19 protein-coding genes are annotated in these 21,206 nt (G+C 35.6%); 15 read left to right on the forward strand and 4 right to left on the reverse strand.

Features of this window, described 5'->3' with window-relative positions; all coding sequences use genetic code 11:
- The first annotated feature begins 21 nt into the window (after window positions 1-21).
- The 3 genes from LB454_RS13655 to LB454_RS13665 all read left to right on the forward strand — a co-directional run bounded on the left by LB454_RS13655 (window position 22) and on the right by LB454_RS13665 (window position 4,202).
- Window positions 22-882 carry a BadF/BadG/BcrA/BcrD ATPase family protein gene (locus LB454_RS13655; protein ID WP_224465238.1) on the forward strand — a complete coding sequence of 287 codons (861 nt, stop codon included), beginning with the start codon at window positions 22-24 and terminating at the stop codon, window positions 880-882.
- Window positions 883-2,517, forward strand: a complete 1,635-nt coding sequence (gene pgi / locus LB454_RS13660) for a glucose-6-phosphate isomerase (RefSeq protein WP_224465239.1) — start codon at window positions 883-885, stop codon at window positions 2,515-2,517. It abuts the gene before it with no gap.
- 146 nt (window positions 2,518-2,663) lie between these two features.
- A complete protein-coding gene (locus LB454_RS13665; protein WP_224465240.1) occupies window positions 2,664-4,202 on the forward strand; it encodes a YifB family Mg chelatase-like AAA ATPase in 1,539 nt (512 codons plus the stop codon).
- 1 nt (window position 4,203) lies between these two features.
- Here LB454_RS13665 and LB454_RS13670 read toward each other — a convergent pair whose 3' ends face one another.
- Complete coding sequence (locus LB454_RS13670; RefSeq protein WP_224465241.1) at window positions 4,204-6,051, reverse strand: mucoidy inhibitor MuiA family protein; 1,848 nt, start codon at window positions 6,049-6,051, stop codon at window positions 4,204-4,206.
- A gap of 77 nt (window positions 6,052-6,128) precedes the next feature.
- On the opposite strand from LB454_RS13670, the gene pxpA reads away from it, so the two are divergent.
- The 3 genes from pxpA to LB454_RS13685 are packed head-to-tail and all read left to right on the forward strand — an operon-like array spanning window position 6,129 to window position 8,418.
- The gene (gene pxpA / locus LB454_RS13675) at window positions 6,129-6,863 is read left to right on the forward strand and encodes a 5-oxoprolinase subunit PxpA (protein WP_224465242.1); all 735 of its coding nucleotides are present in this window, start codon (window positions 6,129-6,131) and stop codon (window positions 6,861-6,863) included.
- Window positions 6,864-7,562 carry a 5-oxoprolinase subunit PxpB gene (gene pxpB / locus LB454_RS13680; protein WP_224465243.1) on the forward strand — a complete coding sequence of 233 codons (699 nt, stop codon included), beginning with the start codon at window positions 6,864-6,866 and terminating at the stop codon, window positions 7,560-7,562.
- 4 nt (window positions 7,563-7,566) lie between these two features.
- Window positions 7,567-8,418, forward strand: a complete 852-nt coding sequence (locus LB454_RS13685; protein ID WP_224465244.1) for a 5-oxoprolinase subunit C family protein — start codon at window positions 7,567-7,569, stop codon at window positions 8,416-8,418.
- Here the strand turns inward: LB454_RS13685 and LB454_RS13690 are convergent.
- Window positions 8,399-9,775, reverse strand: coding sequence for an aldehyde dehydrogenase (locus LB454_RS13690; protein WP_224465245.1), 1,377 nt, complete (start codon window positions 9,773-9,775; stop codon window positions 8,399-8,401). The genes LB454_RS13685 and LB454_RS13690 overlap by 20 nt on opposite strands.
- A 104-nt stretch (window positions 9,776-9,879) precedes the next feature.
- On the opposite strand from LB454_RS13690, the gene LB454_RS13695 reads away from it, so the two are divergent.
- From LB454_RS13695 to LB454_RS13705, 3 genes are all read left to right on the forward strand, one after another.
- Window positions 9,880-11,643, forward strand: a complete 1,764-nt coding sequence (locus tag LB454_RS13695; RefSeq protein ID WP_224465246.1) for a TonB-dependent receptor — start codon at window positions 9,880-9,882, stop codon at window positions 11,641-11,643.
- Window positions 11,644-11,735: 92 nt separating this feature from the next.
- A complete protein-coding gene (locus LB454_RS13700; protein ID WP_224465247.1) occupies window positions 11,736-12,869 on the forward strand; it encodes a hypothetical protein in 1,134 nt (377 codons plus the stop codon).
- Complete coding sequence (locus tag LB454_RS13705) at window positions 12,866-14,509, forward strand: amidohydrolase (RefSeq protein WP_224465248.1); 1,644 nt, start codon at window positions 12,866-12,868, stop codon at window positions 14,507-14,509. The genes LB454_RS13700 and LB454_RS13705 overlap by 4 nt, the downstream gene beginning before the upstream one ends.
- On the opposite strand, the gene LB454_RS13710 is transcribed toward LB454_RS13705, so the two are convergent.
- Window positions 14,502-15,209 (reverse strand): class I SAM-dependent methyltransferase, encoded by a 708-nt coding sequence (locus tag LB454_RS13710; protein ID WP_224465249.1) that lies wholly within the window; start codon window positions 15,207-15,209, stop codon window positions 14,502-14,504. The genes LB454_RS13705 and LB454_RS13710 overlap by 8 nt on opposite strands.
- A gap of 23 nt (window positions 15,210-15,232) precedes the next feature.
- Here LB454_RS13710 and LB454_RS13715 point away from each other — a divergent pair, with 23 nt between their 5' ends.
- Complete coding sequence (locus tag LB454_RS13715; protein WP_224465250.1) at window positions 15,233-15,727, forward strand: YkgJ family cysteine cluster protein; 495 nt, start codon at window positions 15,233-15,235, stop codon at window positions 15,725-15,727.
- Here LB454_RS13715 and LB454_RS13720 read toward each other — a convergent pair.
- Window positions 15,717-17,096 carry a pyridoxal phosphate-dependent decarboxylase family protein gene (locus LB454_RS13720; RefSeq protein ID WP_224465251.1) on the reverse strand — a complete coding sequence of 460 codons (1,380 nt, stop codon included), beginning with the start codon at window positions 17,094-17,096 and terminating at the stop codon, window positions 15,717-15,719. The genes LB454_RS13715 and LB454_RS13720 overlap by 11 nt on opposite strands.
- Window positions 17,097-17,166: 70 nt before the next feature.
- On the opposite strand from LB454_RS13720, the gene LB454_RS13725 reads away from it, so the two are divergent.
- Genes LB454_RS13725 through LB454_RS13745 form a run of 5 tightly spaced genes read left to right on the forward strand, consistent with a single transcriptional unit; the run spans window position 17,167 to window position 21,204 of the window.
- On the forward strand, window positions 17,167-17,703 hold the full coding sequence (locus tag LB454_RS13725; protein ID WP_224465252.1) for a cysteine dioxygenase: 537 nt from the start codon (window positions 17,167-17,169) through the stop codon (window positions 17,701-17,703).
- Window positions 17,704-17,716: 13 nt separating this feature from the next.
- A complete protein-coding gene (locus tag LB454_RS13730; RefSeq protein ID WP_224465253.1) occupies window positions 17,717-18,550 on the forward strand; it encodes a 1,4-dihydroxy-2-naphthoyl-CoA synthase in 834 nt (277 codons plus the stop codon).
- A 41-nt stretch (window positions 18,551-18,591) separates the two neighbouring features.
- Window positions 18,592-19,170, forward strand: coding sequence for an SPOR domain-containing protein (locus LB454_RS13735; protein WP_224465254.1), 579 nt, complete (start codon window positions 18,592-18,594; stop codon window positions 19,168-19,170).
- Window positions 19,170-19,691 (forward strand): PH domain-containing protein, encoded by a 522-nt coding sequence (locus LB454_RS13740; protein ID WP_224465255.1) that lies wholly within the window; start codon window positions 19,170-19,172, stop codon window positions 19,689-19,691. Before LB454_RS13735 ends, LB454_RS13740 begins: the two co-directional genes overlap by 1 nt.
- Window positions 19,678-21,204: a PH domain-containing protein gene (locus LB454_RS13745; protein WP_224465256.1), complete on the forward strand. Its 1,527-nt coding sequence runs from the start codon at window positions 19,678-19,680 to the stop codon at window positions 21,202-21,204. Before LB454_RS13740 ends, LB454_RS13745 begins: the two co-directional genes overlap by 14 nt.
- Window positions 21,205-21,206: the final 2 nt, after the last annotated feature.

Genomic DNA, 21,206 nt, shown 5'->3' on the forward strand with positions numbered 1-21,206 from the left:
TTTTAATATAATTTTATATCTATGATACTTATAGCAGACGGTGGCTCAACAAAGTGTGATTGGATTTTACTTGATGATCAAGGTGAAGTCGTCCTCAAGACTAGAACTAAAGGATTAAATCCAGCTGTTTTTAAACCTAAAACTTTAAAAGCTCGATTAGAAGAAAATGAAGACCTCAAAGAAATTGTATCTCAGGTCACTCGTGTAGATTTTTATGGCGCAGGTTGCGGAACTCCAACTCCTGTCAAAAATTTAAAAGAGATTCTTGAGGATTATTTTAAAGGGGCACAGATCAACGTAGATGAGGATATGGTTGCTGCAGCCCTTGCAGCTACTACCAAACCTGGAATTGTCTGCATCCTGGGGACCGGTTCCAACTCCTGTTACTTTGATGGACAAAACGTCCACATGGAAGTAGAATCTTTAGGTTATGTTCTGATGGATGAAGCCAGCGGGAACTACTTTGGAAAACGACTTATTCGGGATTACTTCTATAAATTCATGGGCGAAGACATGAGTAGAGAATTTGCCAAGCGTTATGATCTGAATGCAGACACGATCAAACGAAATGTTTACAAAGAAGATAATCCTAATACATACCTGGCATCCTTCGCTGAATTTATATTTACAGCACAGGAAAGGAATGGGTATTTCTATAAATTGATTTATGAAGGTATGGAAAAATTCATTGAGCGCCGCGTGATGTGCTTTAAACAAGCCCAGAACGTACCTATTCATTTTATCGGCTCCATAGCTTTCTTTTCCGAAGATATTATAAGAGATGTGGCTAAGCGTTATCATCTGGATATCGGTAACGTGATTAGGCGACCAATAGATGGTTTGATAGCTCATTATAAAAAAAATGTACTAAAAGTAAATTAGATGTCTTTAAAAACTCAATCTCCAGTTAATTTCAATTCTTGGAAAGAACTTAAGGTACTTTCAAAGAAAGAATTTAATCTAAAATCTTTATTTGAATCCAACCTAAGTCGATTTAAAGACTTTTCAATTCATCTAGATGATTTTTTAATCGATTACTCTAAAAATTTAGTTGATAAAAAAGTTGTTGACCAACTTTTAAAATTAGCTCATGAAGCCGATTTGAAACATGCCATCCAAAGCTATTTTAATGGCGAAAAGATTAATGAGACAGAAGGCCGAGCAGTCCTTCATACCGCTTTGAGAAGTGCTAAAAATAATTCAGCCAAGGTGGATGGTATCGATATCTATGGTGATGTGCAGTCTGTTTTAGCTAAAATTAAAACGTTTGCAGATCAGGTGAACTCCGGAGAGCGGAAATCTTATTCTGGTCAAAAATTTACGGATGTTGTCAATATTGGGATTGGTGGCTCAGACCTGGGGCCACAAATGATTGTGGAGGCCTTATCTTATTACCAAACAGGCATTCAGCCTCATTTTATATCCAATGTAGATGGGGATCATGTTTTAGAAACCATCAACAATTTAAACCCTGAAACGACATTATTCCTTATTGTTTCAAAGTCGTTCACGACTCAAGAGACTTTAACCAATGCAAATACCGTGAGAAATTGGTTTTTGAAATCAGCTAGCAAAGAAGATGTGAAGCATAACTTTGTAGCGGTTTCTACCAACATATCTGCTGTAGAAGACTTCGGAATTGCCAAAGAAAATATTTTTCCTATGTACGATTGGGTAGGAGGTCGCTTTTCTTTGTGGAGTGCAGCCGGGCTCTCCATTGCAGTAAGCATTGGGTCAGAAAACTTTCAAGGCCTACTTGATGGAGCTGAAGAGATGGATACGCATTTCAAAACTGCTGACTTTGAAAGCAATATGCCTGTTATTCTTGCTTTGTTAGGTATTTGGTACAACAACTTTTTGGAGGCTGAAAGTGAAGCTATCATTCCTTATACACAATATCTACAAAAACTAGCGCCTTACCTTCAGCAAGCTTCTATGGAGAGTAACGGCAAAAGTGTAGATAGAGCAGGAGTTAAGGTTAACTATCAGACTGGAACTATCGTTTGGGGTGAACCAGGTACTAATTCACAGCATGCCTTTTTTCAATTGATTCATCAGGGTACTAAATTGATTCCTTCAGATTTTATTGGCTTTAAAAAGCCATTACATGGCAATTCAAAACATCATGATATCTTGATGGCTAATTATTTTGCTCAGACTGAGGCCTTGATGAAAGGTAAATCACAAGATGAAGTTCATCAGGAATTAGAAGCTCAAAGTTTAAGTGTAGAAGACATTCAGAAATTAGTTCCATTCAAAGTTTTTGAAGGAAACAAACCCACCACTTCTATTTTGATTGATAAGCTTACGCCAAAATCATTAGGAAAACTGGTAGCGATGTATGAGCATAAAATTTTTGTTCAAGGTGTGATTTGGAATATTTTTAGTTACGATCAATGGGGGGTTGAACTTGGAAAACAACTCGCAAAAAACACATTGAAGGACATTCAATCTGCTAAAATTGAAAACCCACACGACTCTTCTACGAACGAATTGTTGAAGCATTACAAATCATAAAGCTAAAATTTATGAGATGGCTTAAAAATCCGAAATGAAAATTTCGGATTTTTTGGTTTTATAACTCAATTCAATAGTATCATGTTTATTTCAGAATTTATAAAAAAAGTATATTTTTAAACTAACTAATCTCTAATCAGTTTATTATGCTTGTTAAAGTCTTTGGAAGTTCGGTTTTTGGTGTAGATGCTGAAATCATTACTGTTGAAATTAACATGGAAAAAGGAATCGGATATCATCTGGTTGGTTTACCAGATAATGCGATTCGAGAAAGCAGTTTCAGGATTCAGGCTGCTTTAAAGAATAATGGTTTCAAATTTCCAGGCAAAAAGATCATTGTTAACATGGCGCCAGCCGATATGCGAAAGGAAGGTTCTGCTTATGATCTAACCTTGGCTTTAGGCATTCTTTCAGCTTCCAATCAAATTAAATCTGAAGAAATTGACAATTACATCATTATGGGGGAATTGTCTCTCGACGGGAGTTTGCAGCCTATAAAAGGGGCTTTACCCATTGCCATTAAGGCCAGACAAGAAGGCTTTAAAGGATTTATCTTACCCAAGCAAAATGCCAAGGAAGCTGCCATAGTGGACAATTTGGATGTGTTTGGAGTAGAAACCATCAGTGAAGTTATTAACTTCTTCGATAAAGATGAACCTCTGGAACCTACAAAAATTAACACCAGGGAAATTTTTTACAACAACCTGGCACACCCAGAATATGATTTTGCCGATGTCAAAGGTCAGGAATCCATCAAACGCTGTATGGAAATTGCTGCTGCAGGTGGCCACAACATTATTATGGTAGGTCCTCCGGGTTCAGGAAAAACCATGTTAGCTAAGCGTCTACCAAGCATTTTGCCACCCATGAGTTTGCATGAAGCCTTGGAGACGACCAAGATTCATTCGGTTGTAGGTAGAGTAAAAGAAAACGTAGGATTGATGGCAGAACGTCCCTTTAGAAGTCCCCATCATACAATTTCGGACGTCGCCTTGGTCGGGGGAGGTGCGTATCCTCAACCAGGAGAAATCTCATTAGCCCATAACGGCATTTTATTTTTGGATGAATTGCCAGAATTTAAGAGAACAGTCCTTGAAGTTATGCGACAACCCCTGGAAGATAGAGAAGTGACTATCTCCAGAGCAAAATTTACAGTGACGTATCCGTCTAGTTTTATGTTGGTGGCTAGCATGAACCCAAGTCCAGGAGGTTACTTCAATGATCCAGATGCGCCTGTGACCTCTTCTCCTGCAGAAATGCAGCGTTATCTTGGAAAAATCAGTGGTCCTTTATTAGACCGAATTGATATTCATATTGAAGTTACTCCAGTTCCTTTCGATAAATTAAGCGATGAACGCAAAGGGGAGAGCAGTGTTGAGATAAGAGAGCGTGTTACCAGAGCTAGAGAATTTCAAACCGAGCGCTTTAAAGATTTTGAAAACGTGCATTACAATGCTCAGATGAACGTTAAACACATCAAGCAGTTTTGTAAGCTGGAAGATTCCTCCAAAACTTTACTGAAAACGGCTATGGAACGCCTTAACTTGAGCGCTAGAGCTTATGATCGCATTTTGAAAGTAGCACGAACTATCGCCGACCTGGAAGCGTCTCCAGAAATTCAAGGGGCTCATATTTCAGAAGCTATACAATATAGAAGTCTAGACCGTGATGGCTGGTTGGGGTGATTTAAGGCCTTAAGAAAAGTCTCTGGTTTTTTGGATACTTTACCGTATAGCTGTATTCTAAGGTTTTGGTTTCTCCAGGCTGGATATCAAATTCCCAATCCAAAAAACCTTTATTTTTATCGTAACTGGCATCTGTATAAGATTTGTTTTCAATTTTGATGGATTCGTTTCTAGAAATGGGCAGACGTTCCTGAACTAAGATGGAAATAGGTAAACGCTTGCTGTTTTTAACTTCAATTTCGTAAGCCTTATCGACTATGGTTGTACTACCAAAAAAACTTTTGGAGGTTTTTTTCTTAGGTAGTGTTCTTTCCAAAACTATTTTATTATCAACACCTAAAGAAAAGAATAGATTATCCTCAAGCTGGGTAGTATTCAAGTAAGTATCTCCTAAAAAGCTATTTTCAAAGTATAAATTGGCTTCACCAGAAATAAGCTCCAAGTCTTGCCAGTCTTCCAGTTCAGCCATCAAAAACACTGATTCTGAAAGCTCCGGTGCAGCAAAGTATTGGTATGAGGTCTTAAGTTGGTGTTCATCTATCTGAAATTGTTTAGGATCCCGAGAAGAGGTTAAGCTTATGGACTTGGGCAATACAAATTCAACAGAGTTTTGCTGTTCTACTATTTCAGTAACCTCTTCTTCAACCATTTCGCTATTGGGTTTGGAACGTTTAGAAGAGCTATAACCAATGACAACGACTTCATCTAAACTAGCATTATCCTGTTCTAATGTAATATTAATATTACTACTGTAAACAGGTAAAGTTTGACTTTTGAAACCTACAGAGCTAAATCTTACATTTTTTCCGCCATTGACATTTAAAATGTAATTGCCATCAAAATCAGTTTGAGTACCACTGTTACCAATCATCACATTTACGCCAGGTAACGGTAAACCTTGGTTGTCTAATATTTTACCTCTTACTTGTTTAACATTTGGATTATATTTAAAATTAGATGTTCTAAGCTTGGATATTGGAGTTAAAGGTCGATTAAAATCCAAATAATAAGGTTCTAGCTCAGGTTTGGTTTTGTTGGATATCGGGTTGGCTGTAGAAAGTTTTAAAGTAATGTCCTCCCAGTTTTGACCACTGGTTTGATAGACTTTCGCATTATAACTTAACACCATGTCCTGATCTATGCCTTTGGACTTGAGGTCGTAAGCAGCGAACCAGCCGGCGTCGTAAATGAAATAACTCAAAGCTAAGTTGGTTGAAACTGACTTGAAAACCTCAAGCTCTACGCTTATTTTCCCCCTGTTGACGCGGTTTTCACTCTCCATCTTGTTGATCTCTAAAGCTAATTTTTGACGAGTTGTATTCAAATCTTCAATAGAGATTGTGAGATCGTAAATGGAATTTTTTAGCGTTTCAATTTCACTAGCAAAATAGTCTTTATAGGCTTTTATTTTTGAAACATTGAGTTCACTTTCTTTACTTTTCAATTCCTGATTTTTCTCCAATAAGACAATAGATTTCTCCAGAGAAGCCACTTTATTTTCGGTATAAACCTTTTCTTTCTCAATTTCTTTTAAGCGCAATTGAAGTTCTTCCAAAGCTTTTGAGCTCTTCATGTCATTCAAATAATCGGTTTCGTAAGAAATCGAATTGAGGTTGATGTGTTCCAGTCCATTTAATATGATACTGGATTCATCAATATTTGGCGATAAATCTTCAAAAACAAGGGTATGTGTTCCTTTGGCTAAGTTGATCTTCTTTTCTGATGTCACTTGTGCACCAGAGCTGTATACGACTGCAGAGATCACCTTCGAATCTATAGATTGAGATTCAGATTGAGGTTGAGCTTGAATGAAGAACAAAAGTGCAAGACTTAAGGTAAGGATTTTCATTAGTAAAATTTTATGCTGAAAAATACTTAAAATTGTTTTGATGCTGGGCTTACTTTTATACATTTCAAAGAAAAAAGTTGAAAACCATAGACCTTAATTGCGACCTTGGAGAAGGAGGGAAGTTTGATACTGAGTTAATGCCTCTCATTTCATCCTGTAATATTGCTTGTGGAGGGCACTACGGCGACAACGAATCCGTAGATAAAGCTATAAAACTCGCGAAAACATACCAGGTAAATATCGGTGCGCATCCGTCATATCCTGATCTTGATAATTTTGGTCGAAAATCGATACACATTTTAAATGATGAGCTGAAAAAAGAATTGCATACTCAAATCGATTTGATAGAGAAAGCATGCAAAGTGAATAAAGTTCAGCTTCATCACATCAAACCTCATGGAGCGCTTTATAATGATATGCGTAAAAGTCCGAGTCTTGCCGATTTAATTTTGGAGGTGGTTAAGGAAAGAAAAATGGACTTGATTTTGTTTGTTCCGCCTATGGTGAAATTTAGCTCTGAAATTCCTAAATCGATTCAAATTTGGAAAGAAGGATTTGCAGACCGAGCCTACCAAAAAGATTATAGTCTGGTGCCAAGAAGTGAAACCGGGGCTGTTATTCACAATCCAGAATTGATTTCAAAACGCGTTGTATCGATGATAAATCAAAAACAGGTTTCAGCTATTTCGGGGGAAAAACTCAAGGTTGAATTTGATACCATTTGTGTGCATAGTGACACTCCAGATGCGCTTACAATTTTGAAAAAAATCAGAGCAGATTTAGAGAATAATGAAATAAAATTAGAAGTCTAAATGACACATCAACCTCACATATTTCAATACAATGAAACTTCAATTTTAATCAGATTTGATGAAGAAATCAATGAAAATCTTTTGAGATTCTTACTTCAGATTAAAAACAATATAGCTCAGAAATATAATAAACAAACACTTCAAGTAATCAACACATATGACTCATTATTAATTATTTATAGATCAACTATAAGTAATTTCTATGAGGCAGAAAATGAATTATTGGACCAAATAAAAGGTGTGAATGTAAGCAATAAATTAGATTCAGCCGTTAAAAAAATTCCTGTGTGTTATGAGGAAGATTTTGGTTGGGATTTGAACTTTTTGTCCAGTCAATTGAAGCTTTCAAAATCAGAAATTATAGAAAAACATTCAGACAGAATTTACACTGTTTATTTAATTGGCTTTCTTCCAGGATTTCCATATTTGGGAGGTTTGGATTCTTCTCTTTTTCAAAGAAGAAAATCCGAACCCAGATCAAAAATTCCAGCAGGTTCTGTTGGAATTGCAGATCAGCAAACTGGAATTTATCCAACAGATTCTCCAGGTGGATGGCAAATTATTGGCCGAACACCAATTCAGCTTTTTGATACGAATCGACCAAAAAATTATTGTCAATTGCAGCCTGGAGATAAGATTCAGTTTGAATCAATTTCAAAAGATGAATTTGAGTACATTCAATCTAAAACTAAAAGTTGAAAGCATGGGTTTGAAGATAATATATCCTGGATTATATTCTACGATTCAGGACCAAGGAAGAACAGAAGGAATGCCTCAGGGAATTCCAATTTCTGGGGCTATGGATTTGAATCTATACAAATTTGCCAATTCAGTTTTAAATAATTCAGAGCAATCTGCTTGCATCGAATTTTATCAACAGGGGCTTAAAATTCACTTTGAAGCACCAACCTTTATTTGTGTAGCTGCACTCGGAGCTGAAATCATATTGAATGAAACTCAAGTTGAACCCAATTGCATATTGAAAGTGACAGCTGGTGACCAGCTTTCTATCAAGGAACTGAAAACTGGAAGTTGGGGTTACATCGCCGTGAAAGATGGTTTTGATTCAGCTAGTTTTCTAGGAAGTCAAAGTTTCTATAAAGCACTTACAGCCCATCAACTTCAAAAAGAGGATAAAGTTGACTTTAAGCCTTATGATGGTGAAACTGGTGGAGAATCTACTCAGCTTGATTTGACTTACTATGAAACGTCTGTTCTCGAAGTTTTCAGAGGTCCAGAGTATCACAAATTGAGTCAAACCTTAAAATATCAGCTTATCCATGCAGAGTTTTCGGTGTCTACCTCGCAAAACCGAATGGCTTATCAAATTCAGGAACGCCTGGAAAACGAGCTTGACGAAATTGTAACAGGCCCAGTGCTGCCAGGAACTGTTCAATATACTCCAGGCGGTAAAATGATCATTTTGATGAGGGATGCTCAAGTGACTGGAGGTTATCCACGCATACTTCAGCTCTCTGAGAAAGCTATTAATATATTATCTCAATTGCGTGCCAAATCTAAATTCACTTTCAATCTTATCGAAATAAATTCATAAACGACTTAAATGAATTGACACGGGTGTAGGGTGGATATTTAATTGGAATATCGAGCCATGTCTTTCGGTTTACAATTGGTTTTTTTCTAGTAAAAGTGTCAAAGGAAGCTTTTCCATGATAATTGCCAACTCCACTGGCACCAACGCCACCAAATGGCAGTTTGTCATTTACGAAATGAACAATAGTGTCATTGATGACACCGCCACCAAAATCAAACTTTTCATTTACACGATCTGTAAATTCTTTTCTACTGCTAAAGGCGTAAAGTGAAAGTGGTTTGTCAAATGCTGTAATTATATTTTCCAGTTCATCAAAAGACGAATATGAGTAGAGGGGCAGGATAGGTCCAAAAATCTCTTCCTGCATCAGTGAAGATGAGAAATCTGGAGAGTCAACTAATGTTGGCGATAGAAAATTTGTATCAGGATCACTGTCACCACCATAAATGATGGTCTGATCTTTTAAGTAGCCAACAAGTTTTTTAAAATGATCGGCATGTATTAATCTGGCGTAATCATCAAAACTACCGTCTTCATAAAAGGTCTTCAGAGTTGAAATAAGTTTCTCTTGAAATTCGGTTTTGATTTTAGCATCGATAAGCAGATAGTCGGGAGCAATACAAGTTTGACCTGCGTTAAGAAATTTCCCCCAGCAAATGCGTTTTGCAGCTACATCCAGATTGGCTGAAGCATCTATAATACAAGGATTTTTACCTCCCAACTCAAGTGTATGAGGCGTCATGTGTTTTGCGATTTGTTGTGATACAATTCTTCCTACAGGCACACTGCCGGTAAAAAAGACATAATCCCATTTTTGATTCAGAAGCTTTTTTGAAGTCTCTACCGCTCCTTGTATTACTTTTGCCTGTTGTGGTTCGAATACTTCACTGATAATTTTTTCGAGAATATCTGCTGTATGCGGAGTATGTTCTGAAGGCTTAAGAACAACTGTATTCCCACAGGCAATAGCTCCTATTACTGGTGTAATAGCTAATTGAAATGGGTAATTCCACGGTGCAATGACCAAAACTTTTCCCCAGGGGACAAAATGAATTTTATCCGAAGATGGAAAGTTGAGCCAGGCTGGAGATACAGACTGAGGCTTCGACCATTGTTTTAGTTTTTTGATAAAGAGGTTTAATTCCTTATAAACCACAAAAAGTTCAGTCGTGTAAACTTCAAATTCTGGTTTTTGAAAATCTTTATAAATTGCTTTAATGATTTCGTGTTCATGAGCTTTTATAGTCGCCTTTAATTTTTTCAGAATGGAAACACGCTCCAAGACTGAAGTTTTCGAAGTAGTTTTGAAAAATTGATCCTGTGACTGAAGCAAATTTGAGATGTCTTCTTCCTTCATGTTTTAGTTTTTATAAATTTGAACCGCAATGAAATAAAATCCATTGCATAGCAGTTAATATGTTTTAAAGATACCGTTATTTGTATTGATTAATTAAAATTACAATGAATTTAAACCAAAAGTCTTTTATCTTTTTCTTGCTTGGAGTTGTTGCTAGTTTTCAAAGTTTCGCCCAACGGGACACCATCAGCACTGATAAACTTATCATTATCAAACAATATTCACCGACAGTGAATGATGCGTTCAAGATCAAGCAAAAACCAAGTGAGAAGGACACTATAAAGCAACAGAGAAGAGCTATTTCTTACTCTTTTATAGATGTTCCTGTAGCTTCTACATTTACACCAGCCAAAGGAACAGCTTCTGGTGTTAGAATGGCGCAGCCTGAGAGACTTTTTGAAAATTATGCCCGTTTTGGTGCAGGAAATTTTGCTAGGATATTAGCTGATTTCTACAGTAACTTTGATATCAATCGCGATCGAAATTTGGATATCCGGTTCTCGCATTTATCTTCACAGGGAGGGATTGATAACGTGGTTTTGGATGATGATTTTTCTAATACTACTTTAGGGTTAAATTTGAAGTCAAAAGATCGATATTTCGAGTGGAATAGTGGGATTGATTTAAATCACAGAGAAGTCAATTATTACGGTATTTCAGATAACTTAATCTCCAGTCTGTCTGAAGACCAAATCAATTCAATTGATTCAAAACAAACTTATACTAAACTTTCCGCATTTGGTGGTATCGAATTTTACGATCAATATCTTAAATCTGCAGAAGTTGTCATTCAGAACTTTTCGGACAGTTATAGTAATTCTGAGCAGTTACTGCAAATCAAGCCGCTAGTTGAAATTCCATTGAGAACGCAAAATCTCTCCATCAAAGGGGATATTAGTCTTTTGAATGGCGGTTTTGAAACCTCTACGTTTATGCAGAATGAAATTGACTATCAACAATTACAAGCTGGAATAAATCCATTCGTGAATTTGAATTATGAGAATGTGAGTTTAAGACTTGGAGCTAAAGCTGTTTTTTTTAGTGATTTTGAAGCTAGCTCTAGCGATATCTTCTTTTACCCAGATTTGAAAGCTGAATTTTTATTGAATCAGGAAACTATAAAAATCAATCTTGGAGTCAATGGTGATTTGCAACAAAACACTTATGAGAATTTGAGTTCAGAAAATCCTTTTGTATCTCCTACATTAACAATAAGTCCAAGCGATCAGCAATACAATGCTTTTGCAGGTTTTTCTACAAAACTCTTGAACAATTTATCGCTTTCAGCTCAAGCCAATTACTCCAGCACTTCCAATCATGCTTTTTTCATATCCAATCCGAGCAATGAATTCCTATCTCGAAATCCAGCACGTCGGAATTTCGATTATCAAAACTCTTTTAATGTTATTTATAACGATATTGATATTTTATCACTATCAGCTGATTTAGTTTATCAAATTGAAAGTGATTTCAGTATTGGTTTTTACGGAAAATACTCCAATTTTTCGACTGAAAATGATCAGGAGGCCTGGAATTTGCCAGAAGTAGTCTTGAAGGCTTACGCTAATTATGATTTTACAAAAAATTGGAATTTTTCTGCTTCCTTATTTTATATAGGAGAAAGAAAAGATACTGTATCAGACCTTACAACATTTTCATCTGGAGCGGTAAATGTCAATGAGTTTTTTGTTAATACTGTGGATGGATTCTTGGATGTGAATGCGTCTGTGGAATACAAAATCAATCCAAGATTATCAGCTTTTGTGAACGTAAATAACCTTTTGAATAATTCTTATAACCGCTGGCAGAATTTTGAAGTTCAAGGTTTGCAAGTTCTTGGTGGACTTACCTATCAGTTTGACTGGTAAATGATTCCTTAATTTTCTTAACGAAAAAGAAACATTAGACAACAATATTTGAGTAGATTTGCGATAAATGACTTCAGAAATAATACTTTCTAATGGCTAAAAAATTTAAGCGCTACGATCGGGATCGTCCTTACTTAAATATTCTTGACTTTCTTTCAGAAGAAAAAACCTTTTTAATTATAGTTGTAGTTGGACTGATTTTAGCCGCAACTGCTACAACAAGTGCTAATCTAGCCATGTGGATTGGCTTTTTTTTTGCTGCCTATGCTGCTGTAGCAAACGATAGTATACAGTCTCTTGGAACTTTTATAGAGAGTAATAAAGCCAATAAATGGTGGATTCTCTGGCTGTTTATTGGAGGGATATTTTTGATTACAGTTTCCTGGAGTTTTTATACTTATGGAGGCGATGTTACTTACCAAAGGCTCACCAATCCCGACGGTACAACAGATTATCCTCATCCAGATAAATTTACTTTTTTTCAGGTTGTAGCTCCACTCATATTGCTTATTCTAACAAGGCTTAAAATGCCTGTATCTACTACATTTTTGTTATTGAGTGTGTTTAGTGCAGACACTTCTGGAATCACATCCGTTGTGATCAAAAGTTGGTCAGGATATTTACTAGCATTTGTAGTTTCTTTTTTAGTTTGGTACTTATCCTATAACACTATTCGGAAATATTTTAAAAGTAGAAAATACAGTAACTATTGGGTGGTTGTCCAATGGATAGTGAGTGGATCTTTATGGGCGACCTGGGTCATGCAGGATGGAGCCAATATTGCCGTTTATTTACCAAGAGAACAAAGTTTTAGTCAATTTTTGGTTTTTGCTTTAACAATTTTCTTTGGATTAGGATTATTGTTTTATTTAAGAGGAGATAAAATTCAAGGTGTCGTAAGTGAAAAAACAAGAGTTTCGGACATTAGAGCTGCTACACTTATAGATTTGTCTTACGTTATACTTTTGATTTATAAGCTTTTTATTTCAACTGTACCTATGAGTACAACCTGGGTATTTCTAGGTATCATTGGGGGTAGAGAAATTGCCATAAGCATTTCAAGGAAAAAGAGAGGGAATAAACACAAGAAGCGTGCATTGTCTATGATTGGTAAAGATTTTGGATATGCTATGATAGGTCTTTTGGTTTCGATTATACTTGCAGCAAGTGGTAATGCAGCAATCCGAAGTGAAATTTATAATTCAATACAAAATTTATTTACATGAAACATAATTTACTAATTGGTTTATTTATCAGTGCTTTATTTTTTAGTTCTTGCGAAAACAAGCAGAAAGTTGATTTCCTTGTAAAAAATGCAAAAATTTATACAGTAGATGATGAGTTTTCTATAGCAGAAGCCTTTGTGATTGAAGGTGGAAGAATTTTAGAAATCGGTACAGCTTCTAGTTTAACAAAAAAATACAAACCTTACAGTGAACTTGATGCTGAAGGTAAAACCATACTTCCAGGACTTATAGATGCTCATGCTCATCTTTATAATTTAGGTTTGAAACTAAGCAGAGTAGACCTGGATGGTACCAAAAGTTTTGAGGCCGTTATTTCACGTCTTGAGGAATTTCAGGCAAAATATCCAGATGCCGAATACATCATAGGAAGAGGTTGGGATCAAAATGACTGGGAGAGTAAAGATTTTCCAACTAAAGACACTTTAGATCATTTATTTCCTGATGTTCCTGTAGCCTTAACCAGGATTGATGGACACGCTATGATTGTTAATCAAACTGCCTTAAACAAAGCTGAAATTGATGAGTCTACAGAAATTTTTGGGGGAGAAATTCAAAAGAAAAATGGAAAACTCACTGGAATTTTAATAGATAATCCAATGTCGGCTATTAGATCTACTTTTCCCAAAGTGGACAAAGATGCCCAAACTAAAGCCCTTCAATCTGCAGAAGAAATAGCGATTTCGCTTGGTTTAACTAGCCTTGTAGATGCTGGATTGGATTCTGAAGTCATTCATTTGATTGATACTTTGCAACAGGATGGTGACCTCAAATTGAGAATTTATGCAATGCTTAGTAATAATGAAGAAAATATCAGGGAGTTTTTGAATTCTGGAATTTTAAAAACAGAACGATTGAATGTTAGGTCAATAAAAGTTTATGCTGATGGAGCTTTAGGATCCAGAGGTGCCGCTCTGAAGCAACCCTACTCAGACCATGATAATCACTTTGGGAGCATGATTATAGATCTTGAAGACTTTCAAACTCTTGCTAAACGTATTCACAAATCGGAATTTCAAATGAATACTCACGCTATCGGAGATTCTGCTAATTATGTAGTACTTAAAACTTATGATGATTTATTAAAGAATGATTCAGATAGAAGATGGAGAGTGGAGCATGCTCAAGTAATGGATGATTCAGATTTTTCCTTTTTTGACGGGGAAAACATTATTCCTTCAGTACAACCGACTCATGCTACTAGTGATATGTATTGGGCTGAAGACAGATTAGGAAAAGAAAGAACACAGTATGCTTATGCTTACCAAACATTGCTTAAAAATGCAGGAAAAGTTGCTTTAGGAACAGATTTTCCTATAGAAAATGTGAACCCATTTTATACATTTTACGCTTCTGTAGCTCGTCAAGATCTCGAAGAATTTCCTGAAGGTGGTTTTAATCCAAATGAAAAATTATCAAGAGAAGAAACTTTAAAAGGAATGACGATCTGGGCAGCTTATGCTAATTTTGAAGAAGAAGAGAAAGGAAGTTTGGAAGTTGGGAAATTTGCAGATTTCATCATCTTGGATCAAGACCCAATGGAAGTTGAAGAAAATAAAATTCCTAAAACTAAAGTACTTTCTACATACATTGACGGCGAAAAGGTTTACGAACTCAAATAAGTTCAAGTTTTGCCAGAAAACCATAATGATCATCTTTGAAGACGAGCTTGCAACTTAAGTTATGTTCGTTGGCTGCAGCCTTGAGAGAATCAAAATCTAAGTAAAGCCAGGGAAAAACATTGGAAACTTGATTTTTATAGCTAGTGGTGTAAACCATTTCTCCATAATAAGGATCATCATCCAGCACTTCGCCTTCAAAAAGAAAAATCAAATCGGAAGAATCGAGAAGCACCTGACTCTCTTGATGCATCAGATTTTTCAGTTTTTCAAAAAAGACGGGAAGATGTCTTAGGCTTTGTGCAATCCCAATGCCGTTCATCAGAAGTAAGATAGTATCAAAGCTTTGATCTTTAAGTTCAAAGAAATCAATGTGTTTTGCTTCTTTGAGTCCTCTTTTTTGGCAGGTTTCGATGCATTTTTTAGAAACATCAATAGGTAGGATTTCATGTCCTTTAGCTTTTAATTCCAAACTATGGCTACCCGCACAGCAGCCAACATCTAGCACTTTTCCTTTGCAAAAATCAATAGCTATTTGTTCCAGTTCAGGCATTTGATCATAACTTCTAAACAAATACTCCACAGGAATTTTATCATCATAAAAATTATCGTTATGAACAAGAATTGGCGTTCGGTCTTTATTTGAATAATAGCTTTCAACGGCTAAACCAAATATATCTTTTGAGGAAGACTTAGGATTCAATTTGAAGAATTTATATTTGTATTATGGAAGAATTTCTGAAAGACTTACCTGATCTGGCCAAAGATAAACATAAATTGCACAAAGACTTTTTTAAGCGCTTGAAAAAGCGACCACCAAAACATCTTGACCAAACCATGCAGCGCTTGCACAACGAAACCTTCGAAGAAGTGGATTGCTTAACTTGTGCCAACTGTTGCAAAACTACTGGTCCTCTTTTCACAAATAAAGATATTGAGCGAATATCCAAGCATTTTAGAATGAAGCCTTCAGTTTTTATAGACACTTATTTAAGAATCGATGAAGATAATGACTACGTGCTTCAAAGTGTTCCCTGCCCGTTTTTGGGAGGCGATAATTACTGTTCTATTTACGATGTCAGGCCGAAGGCATGTGCTGAGTTCCCTCATACAGATCGGAAGAAATTTCAACAAATCTCAAACCTAACTTTAAAGAATGTTGAAATCTGTCCAGCGGCTTTCAAAGTTGTTGAAAAAATGATGGAGCAAATTAAACTGTAACCAATTCCTGTTCTTTTTCTTCAACATATGTTTCCATGACTTTAAAGAAATTTAGAATATCTTCTTCCTGATTATTACTATTGATAGTAACCAGTCTCACAAAAGTCTTTCCTTTAAACTCACCATAACCCACCATCAACTTACCATCCTGATACAAAGAATTGCATAAATCTTTAGGGTCAATGTTTTTATAATTAAAGCAGACTGAAATTGAGTCTTCAAAGGAGTATAATTCATAATCAGGGTGATTTTTTACATATTTTCTGGCTGTTTGAGCCAACGTAAACTGTTGATCTATCATTTTTTCAAGGCCACGAGTGCCGACCGATTTCCATAAGGTCCAAAATTTCAAGGCATCATTGCGTCTGCCGCATTGTAACGAAGTTTTGCCAAGATTATAGTCATCACCATCAGTTTGATAAAGATAGTCTGCATCACAGGCAAAACTATGTTTTAGATTATGCTTTTCTTTAGTGATCAAAATTGAACAGCTAAGAGGTACATTGAGCATCTTGTGAGCATTGAAGCTGAAGGAATCTGCTTGTTCTACCCCATTAACCAAGTGTTTGTAACTCTTACTAAAAATTACAGAACCACAGTAAGCACCGTCAACATGAAGCCATAAGTTTTCGTAATTCTTGGTAATGTTATGAATGGCGTTGATATCATCAAAAGCTCCTAAAACAGTAGTACCAGCTGTAGCATTAACAAAGAAGGGCTTTAACCCCACTTTTAAGTCTTCTTCAATTTGTTTTTGAAGCGCTTTAGGTATCATTTTGCCGTGATTATCAGTTTCGATTTTTCGTATTTGATTAATACCAATGCCGCCAAACATTGCGTTTTTGGTGATGGAGTAGTGTGAGGTTTCAGACGTATAAATTACCATTCTATCAGAAACTCCATCAAATTTAATGTCCCTGTTATACGCATCTCTGGCCATGAGCATAGCCATAAAATTACTCATAGAACCTCCAGGAGGAAAAGTTCCGTCAGCATTCTTTCCAAAATTGAGCATTTCGCAAACTTTGGCTATAATGACTTTCTCAATTCCTACTTGCGGGCCGCCAACTTTATATGTATACATGCTGTTATTGAGCATAACCGCAAGTAGTTCTCCCAAAGTTCCTTTTTTGCTTCTTCCTCCAAATAATTGATTAAAAAACAATTTGGTTGAAGTTCTGGGAGTACTCAAAACCACTTGTTCTAATAAAGATTCGAATTCAGTTTCATCCAAACCTTCACTTTCCAGGTCGAGATCTAAAATGTCTAAAAGATTTTCAGCTCCTATAGGTTTGACAACACCATTTTTCTGCTCGTGAGTTATAAGTTTCTGTGAAAGTTTTTGAAATAGTTCAAGGTCTGCTTGCATAAGCCTTATTTGAAATTTATATTTACTTAATATCGAAAATGTTCGATTTTGATAAAAATAATTAAAAAGCATGGACTCTTCAGAAAACATAACATCTTTAAACAAACTTTTAGAAGTTTTGCCAACTTGTAGTGGTCAAGATTATTTTGACATAGCCAGAAACCTTGCAATTCCAGACGAAGATCTATTACCTTATGCGTTCTGGTCTGATGAAAATTATACAAGAAACTGTGTTTCAAGGACAGAAGATTATGAGCTCTTATTATTATGTTGGGAAGAAGGCCAAGAAACTCCTATTCATTGCCATAATGGTGAAGAATGTTGGGTTTATCTAGCCAAAGGCAAATTGAGAGAAAAACGGTTCATAGAAGAGAGTGGAAATTTGAAACTTATTGCAGATGTAAAGATGACCCAGGATCGTCTTTCTTATATGAATGATGATTTGGGTTACCATTCTTTGCATAACCTAAATGAAGGCAGATCTATGAGTTTACATCTTTACGTCGGACCGATTGATGAGTGTTCAGTTTATAAAGAAGAAAAAGATAAATTTGTCTTCAAGGAATTAGAATACCACTCAGAAAATAAAGAAATACTCTCACATTAAATTAAACCATAAAATGAACTGGAAAACGGTAAAAGAATACACAGATATTACATACAAGAAAAGCGAAGGTGTAGCAAGAATAGCCTTCAACAGGCCTGAAGTAAGAAATGCTTTTCGTCCAAAAACAGTGAGTGAATTATTTGAAGCTTTCCTAGATGCAAGAGAGGACCCAAAGATTGGAGTGGTGCTGTTTTCAGGAGAAGGTCCTTCGCCTAAAGATGGTAAATATGCTTTTTGCAGTGGTGGAGATCAAAATGCCCGTGGACATCAAGGCTATGTGGATGATGATGGAACGCCAAGACTTAACATTCTAGAAGTACAACGTCTCATTAGGTTCATGCCAAAAGTGGTCATAGCGGTTGTCCCAGGATGGGCAGTAGGAGGTGGGCATTCTCTTCATGTGGTTTGTGACCTCACACTCGCTAGCAAAGAACATGCGATTTTCAAACAAACCGATGCTGATGTGACTAGTTTTGATGGGGGTTACGGTTCTGCTTATCTAGCCAAAATGGTAGGACAGAAAAAAGCCAGAGAAATTTTCTTTTTAGGACGGAATTATTCTGCACAAGAAGCTCACGATATGGGAATGGTAAATGCCGTTATCCCTCATGATGAACTAGAGTCAACTGCCTATGAATGGGCTCAGGAAATACTTGAAAAATCACCGACCTCTATTAAAATGTTGAAATTCGCTTTCAACGCTACCGATGATGGAATGGTTGGTCAGCAGGTTTTTGCAGGAGAAGCCACACGCCTGGCTTATATGACAGATGAGGCAAAAGAAGGGCGAAATGCCTTTTTAGAAAAAAGAAAACCAAACTTTAAAAATATCAAATGGATTTCCTAAATTAGTTTCTTAATATCTGATAATCAATAATCCGCATAACTATGCCCATCCTAACAGAACAAGAACTTCAAGACATTGTAAATAAAGAGACAGAAGCTAATGCAAAGCTCGAAGAAAAAGATGAACAGCTAAGAGAATCTTATAGAGAAAAAGAAAGAATTAGAACTCAAAGGAGAGGTTTTCTAGCTTCTACCGTCATCTTAGGGATTTTGTTTTTGGCACTCTTATTTACGGTTTTATTTCAACCTTACTTACTTCAGCTTGATAATGGAATTCAACTAGCAGATGATGAAGAAGTTGTAAAAAAATCTACGTTGAAAAATTATCAAGATAAGGTTGTAGAGCTTGAGTCTCAACAAGAATCAAACAGTCCTTTAGATTTAGATGAGTTTTATGCAGTTCAACTTGGGGCTTTTAAAAAGTTTAATACAAAACTATCTTCAGATTCTTATAGCATTGTTCACAATGGGAGTTATAAAGATTTTAATCTCTATACTTTAGGCGTCTTTGAAACTGCAGAAGAAGCTGAAAAACTTCGAAATGTTGTAAGACAATTGAATTTTAAAGATGCATTTGTAGGTTATTATAAAGATGGAGAGCGTGTAAAATCTAATTATTGATGAGTTTTAAAAACTTAGAGATTCCAATTTCAGAATTGCCAGATTTCAAGACTGTTGACTTGGAATCTATACAACTCCGGTATAAAAAACTGATTTGGCTCAACGAGATATCAGTTTTCATTTTTTTGTTTGCACTTCCAATATCCGCTTTCTTTTTTGACAAAGTGCCCGTATGGATACCTGTTGTGGTCCTATCTATATTAGGTTTAATTTTTATTTTAAGAAGTATAGAGATTGAAAAGGGTTTTCCAATCAGAAAATTTGGAGTGAGACAACATGATATGATTTACCAATCTGGTTTTTTTTACTTTACAGAAACGGTCGTTCCGTATAACAGAATTCAACATGTCGAAATCAAACAAGGACCCTTATCTAGATTGTTTTCTCTTTACTCTTTGCGTCTTTACACAGCAGGAGCATCATCGGGTGATCTAATTATAGACGGTTTAGATAAAGTAACTGCTCAAAAACTGAAATCAAAAGTTTTAGACAAAACAACTGTGGTAGATGAGTCAGATTGATTTTTCAATTCCTAGATTACAGTCCTTTAATGGTATCTTTCTTATATTTTTAACTGATTTAGCTAAGCGAGTTCGACAAAATATCTATATTCTTGCTATTCCTTTTTTTCAAAATAACTTATTCGAAAATTACGGCACTTACATATATGCTGGTATTATAGTGTTAGTTGTTCTTCAGTTTGTGTTTTCATACTTGTCCTACAAAAAATTCAAATTTTCGATTCAGGAAGATGCTTTTCACCTGGATCATGGGGTGATCAAACTCAGCCACGTAGAAATTCCTTTTGAAAGGATTCAGAATATCAACCTTCAGCAAAATGTTCTCCAGCAAATCTTAAACGTTGTTGGATTTCAAATTGAAACAGCTGGAGAAGGTACAGCTGAGATTAAAATTAAAGCGCTGGATAAGGATTTTGCAAACCAACTTAAAGCAAAATTAATCGAAGAAAAAAATAAGATTCAAACTGATGTTTCTAGTGCCGAGGAAATTGATATGTTGGGTTCTAATGCTGAAGATACAGATGAGACAAAGCATTCAAAACTATTTCAACTTGATTTTAAAACTTTAGTGAAAGTAGGAGTGAGTTCAAATTTGTTTAAAGGGGTAGGCTTACTGATCGCTTTTTTTGCTTACCTCTATAATTTTGTCATGGATTTTTTGACACAGATTTACGATTTAAATCTCGAAGAGGATTTTAAAAACAGAATACCTGAGACGCTTACTTTCATTACAGTTTTAATTTTAGGTATCCTCATACTTGGTTTTCTTGTTACTGTATTGACAACAGTTTTTAAATATTTTGATTTAAAGATTGTGAAAAATCAGCAAAACTATGAAGTAGAATATGGGTTATTCAAAAAAGTGAATAAAGTAATCAAGAAGAGTAAAACTCAAATTTTTGAAATCAGATCGAACCCCATCAAGAATGCCTTTCATATAAAAAGTGTTTATGTAAGTCAGGCTTCATCTCATCAGGTTACGGAAAAACAAAAAATAGGACTTGTAGGCCTGTCAGATGAAAATTTACACACCCTTTTTAAATCATTGTTTCAACTTGAATTTAAAACCTTGATCTTTGATATAACTCAGTCTCAGAAACGATTATTTTTCAGATATTTTTACAAAAACCTGATTCTGATGTTAGGTTTATCTGTTGCAGCTTACATTATTTATTTCAATTGGGTGAGCATAGTAGGCCTAAGTCTATTATTTCTAGGATTATCCTTATTGGCCATGTTGAAAGTCAAGAAAAGTAATATTGGGTTAAATTCAAATCTGATATCCATAAGAAAAGGATCTATAGATACAAAATTCAAATTTATCGAGATTCATAAACTCCAGTCAGTGAGTTTAAGTAGGAATGTTTTTCAACAACATAATGGACATGCAGATTTAGTATTGGAAACTGCTTCTGGGACGGTGACGGTAGAGTATTTAAAACATAAAGAAGCCATTCAGCTTCTAAATTATTTGATTTTTAAAGTTGAATCTACCGAAAAAGACTGGATTTAAAC

Origin of the sequence: Psychroflexus montanilacus, assembly GCF_020164535.1 — a bacterium.
Lineage (GTDB): Bacteria > Bacteroidota > Bacteroidia > Flavobacteriales > Flavobacteriaceae > Psychroflexus > Psychroflexus montanilacus.

What these genes read in the sequence shown, in the direction of transcription:
- LB454_RS13655 (WP_224465238.1), top strand. Translation starts at nt 22, where the DNA reads ATGATACTTATAGCAGACGGTGGCTCAACAAAGTGTGATTGGATTTTA.
- pgi (WP_224465239.1), top strand. Translation starts at nt 883, where the DNA reads ATGTCTTTAAAAACTCAATCTCCAGTTAATTTCAATTCTTGGAAAGAA.
- LB454_RS13665 (WP_224465240.1), top strand. Translation starts at nt 2,664, where the DNA reads ATGCTTGTTAAAGTCTTTGGAAGTTCGGTTTTTGGTGTAGATGCTGAA.
- LB454_RS13670 (WP_224465241.1), bottom strand. Translation starts at nt 6,051, where the DNA reads ATGAAAATCCTTACCTTAAGTCTTGCACTTTTGTTCTTCATTCAAGCT.
- pxpB (WP_224465243.1), top strand. Translation starts at nt 6,864, where the DNA reads ATGACACATCAACCTCACATATTTCAATACAATGAAACTTCAATTTTA.
- LB454_RS13685 (WP_224465244.1), top strand. Translation starts at nt 7,567, where the DNA reads ATGGGTTTGAAGATAATATATCCTGGATTATATTCTACGATTCAGGAC.
- LB454_RS13690 (WP_224465245.1), bottom strand. Translation starts at nt 9,775, where the DNA reads ATGAAGGAAGAAGACATCTCAAATTTGCTTCAGTCACAGGATCAATTT.
- LB454_RS13695 (WP_224465246.1), top strand. Translation starts at nt 9,880, where the DNA reads ATGAATTTAAACCAAAAGTCTTTTATCTTTTTCTTGCTTGGAGTTGTT.
- LB454_RS13700 (WP_224465247.1), top strand. Translation starts at nt 11,736, where the DNA reads ATGGCTAAAAAATTTAAGCGCTACGATCGGGATCGTCCTTACTTAAAT.
- LB454_RS13705 (WP_224465248.1), top strand. Translation starts at nt 12,866, where the DNA reads ATGAAACATAATTTACTAATTGGTTTATTTATCAGTGCTTTATTTTTT.
- LB454_RS13715 (WP_224465250.1), top strand. Translation starts at nt 15,233, where the DNA reads ATGGAAGAATTTCTGAAAGACTTACCTGATCTGGCCAAAGATAAACAT.
- LB454_RS13720 (WP_224465251.1), bottom strand. Translation starts at nt 17,096, where the DNA reads ATGCAAGCAGACCTTGAACTATTTCAAAAACTTTCACAGAAACTTATA.
- LB454_RS13725 (WP_224465252.1), top strand. Translation starts at nt 17,167, where the DNA reads ATGGACTCTTCAGAAAACATAACATCTTTAAACAAACTTTTAGAAGTT.
- LB454_RS13730 (WP_224465253.1), top strand. Translation starts at nt 17,717, where the DNA reads ATGAACTGGAAAACGGTAAAAGAATACACAGATATTACATACAAGAAA.
- LB454_RS13735 (WP_224465254.1), top strand. Translation starts at nt 18,592, where the DNA reads ATGCCCATCCTAACAGAACAAGAACTTCAAGACATTGTAAATAAAGAG.
- LB454_RS13740 (WP_224465255.1), top strand. Translation starts at nt 19,170, where the DNA reads ATGAGTTTTAAAAACTTAGAGATTCCAATTTCAGAATTGCCAGATTTC.
- LB454_RS13745 (WP_224465256.1), top strand. Translation starts at nt 19,678, where the DNA reads ATGAGTCAGATTGATTTTTCAATTCCTAGATTACAGTCCTTTAATGGT.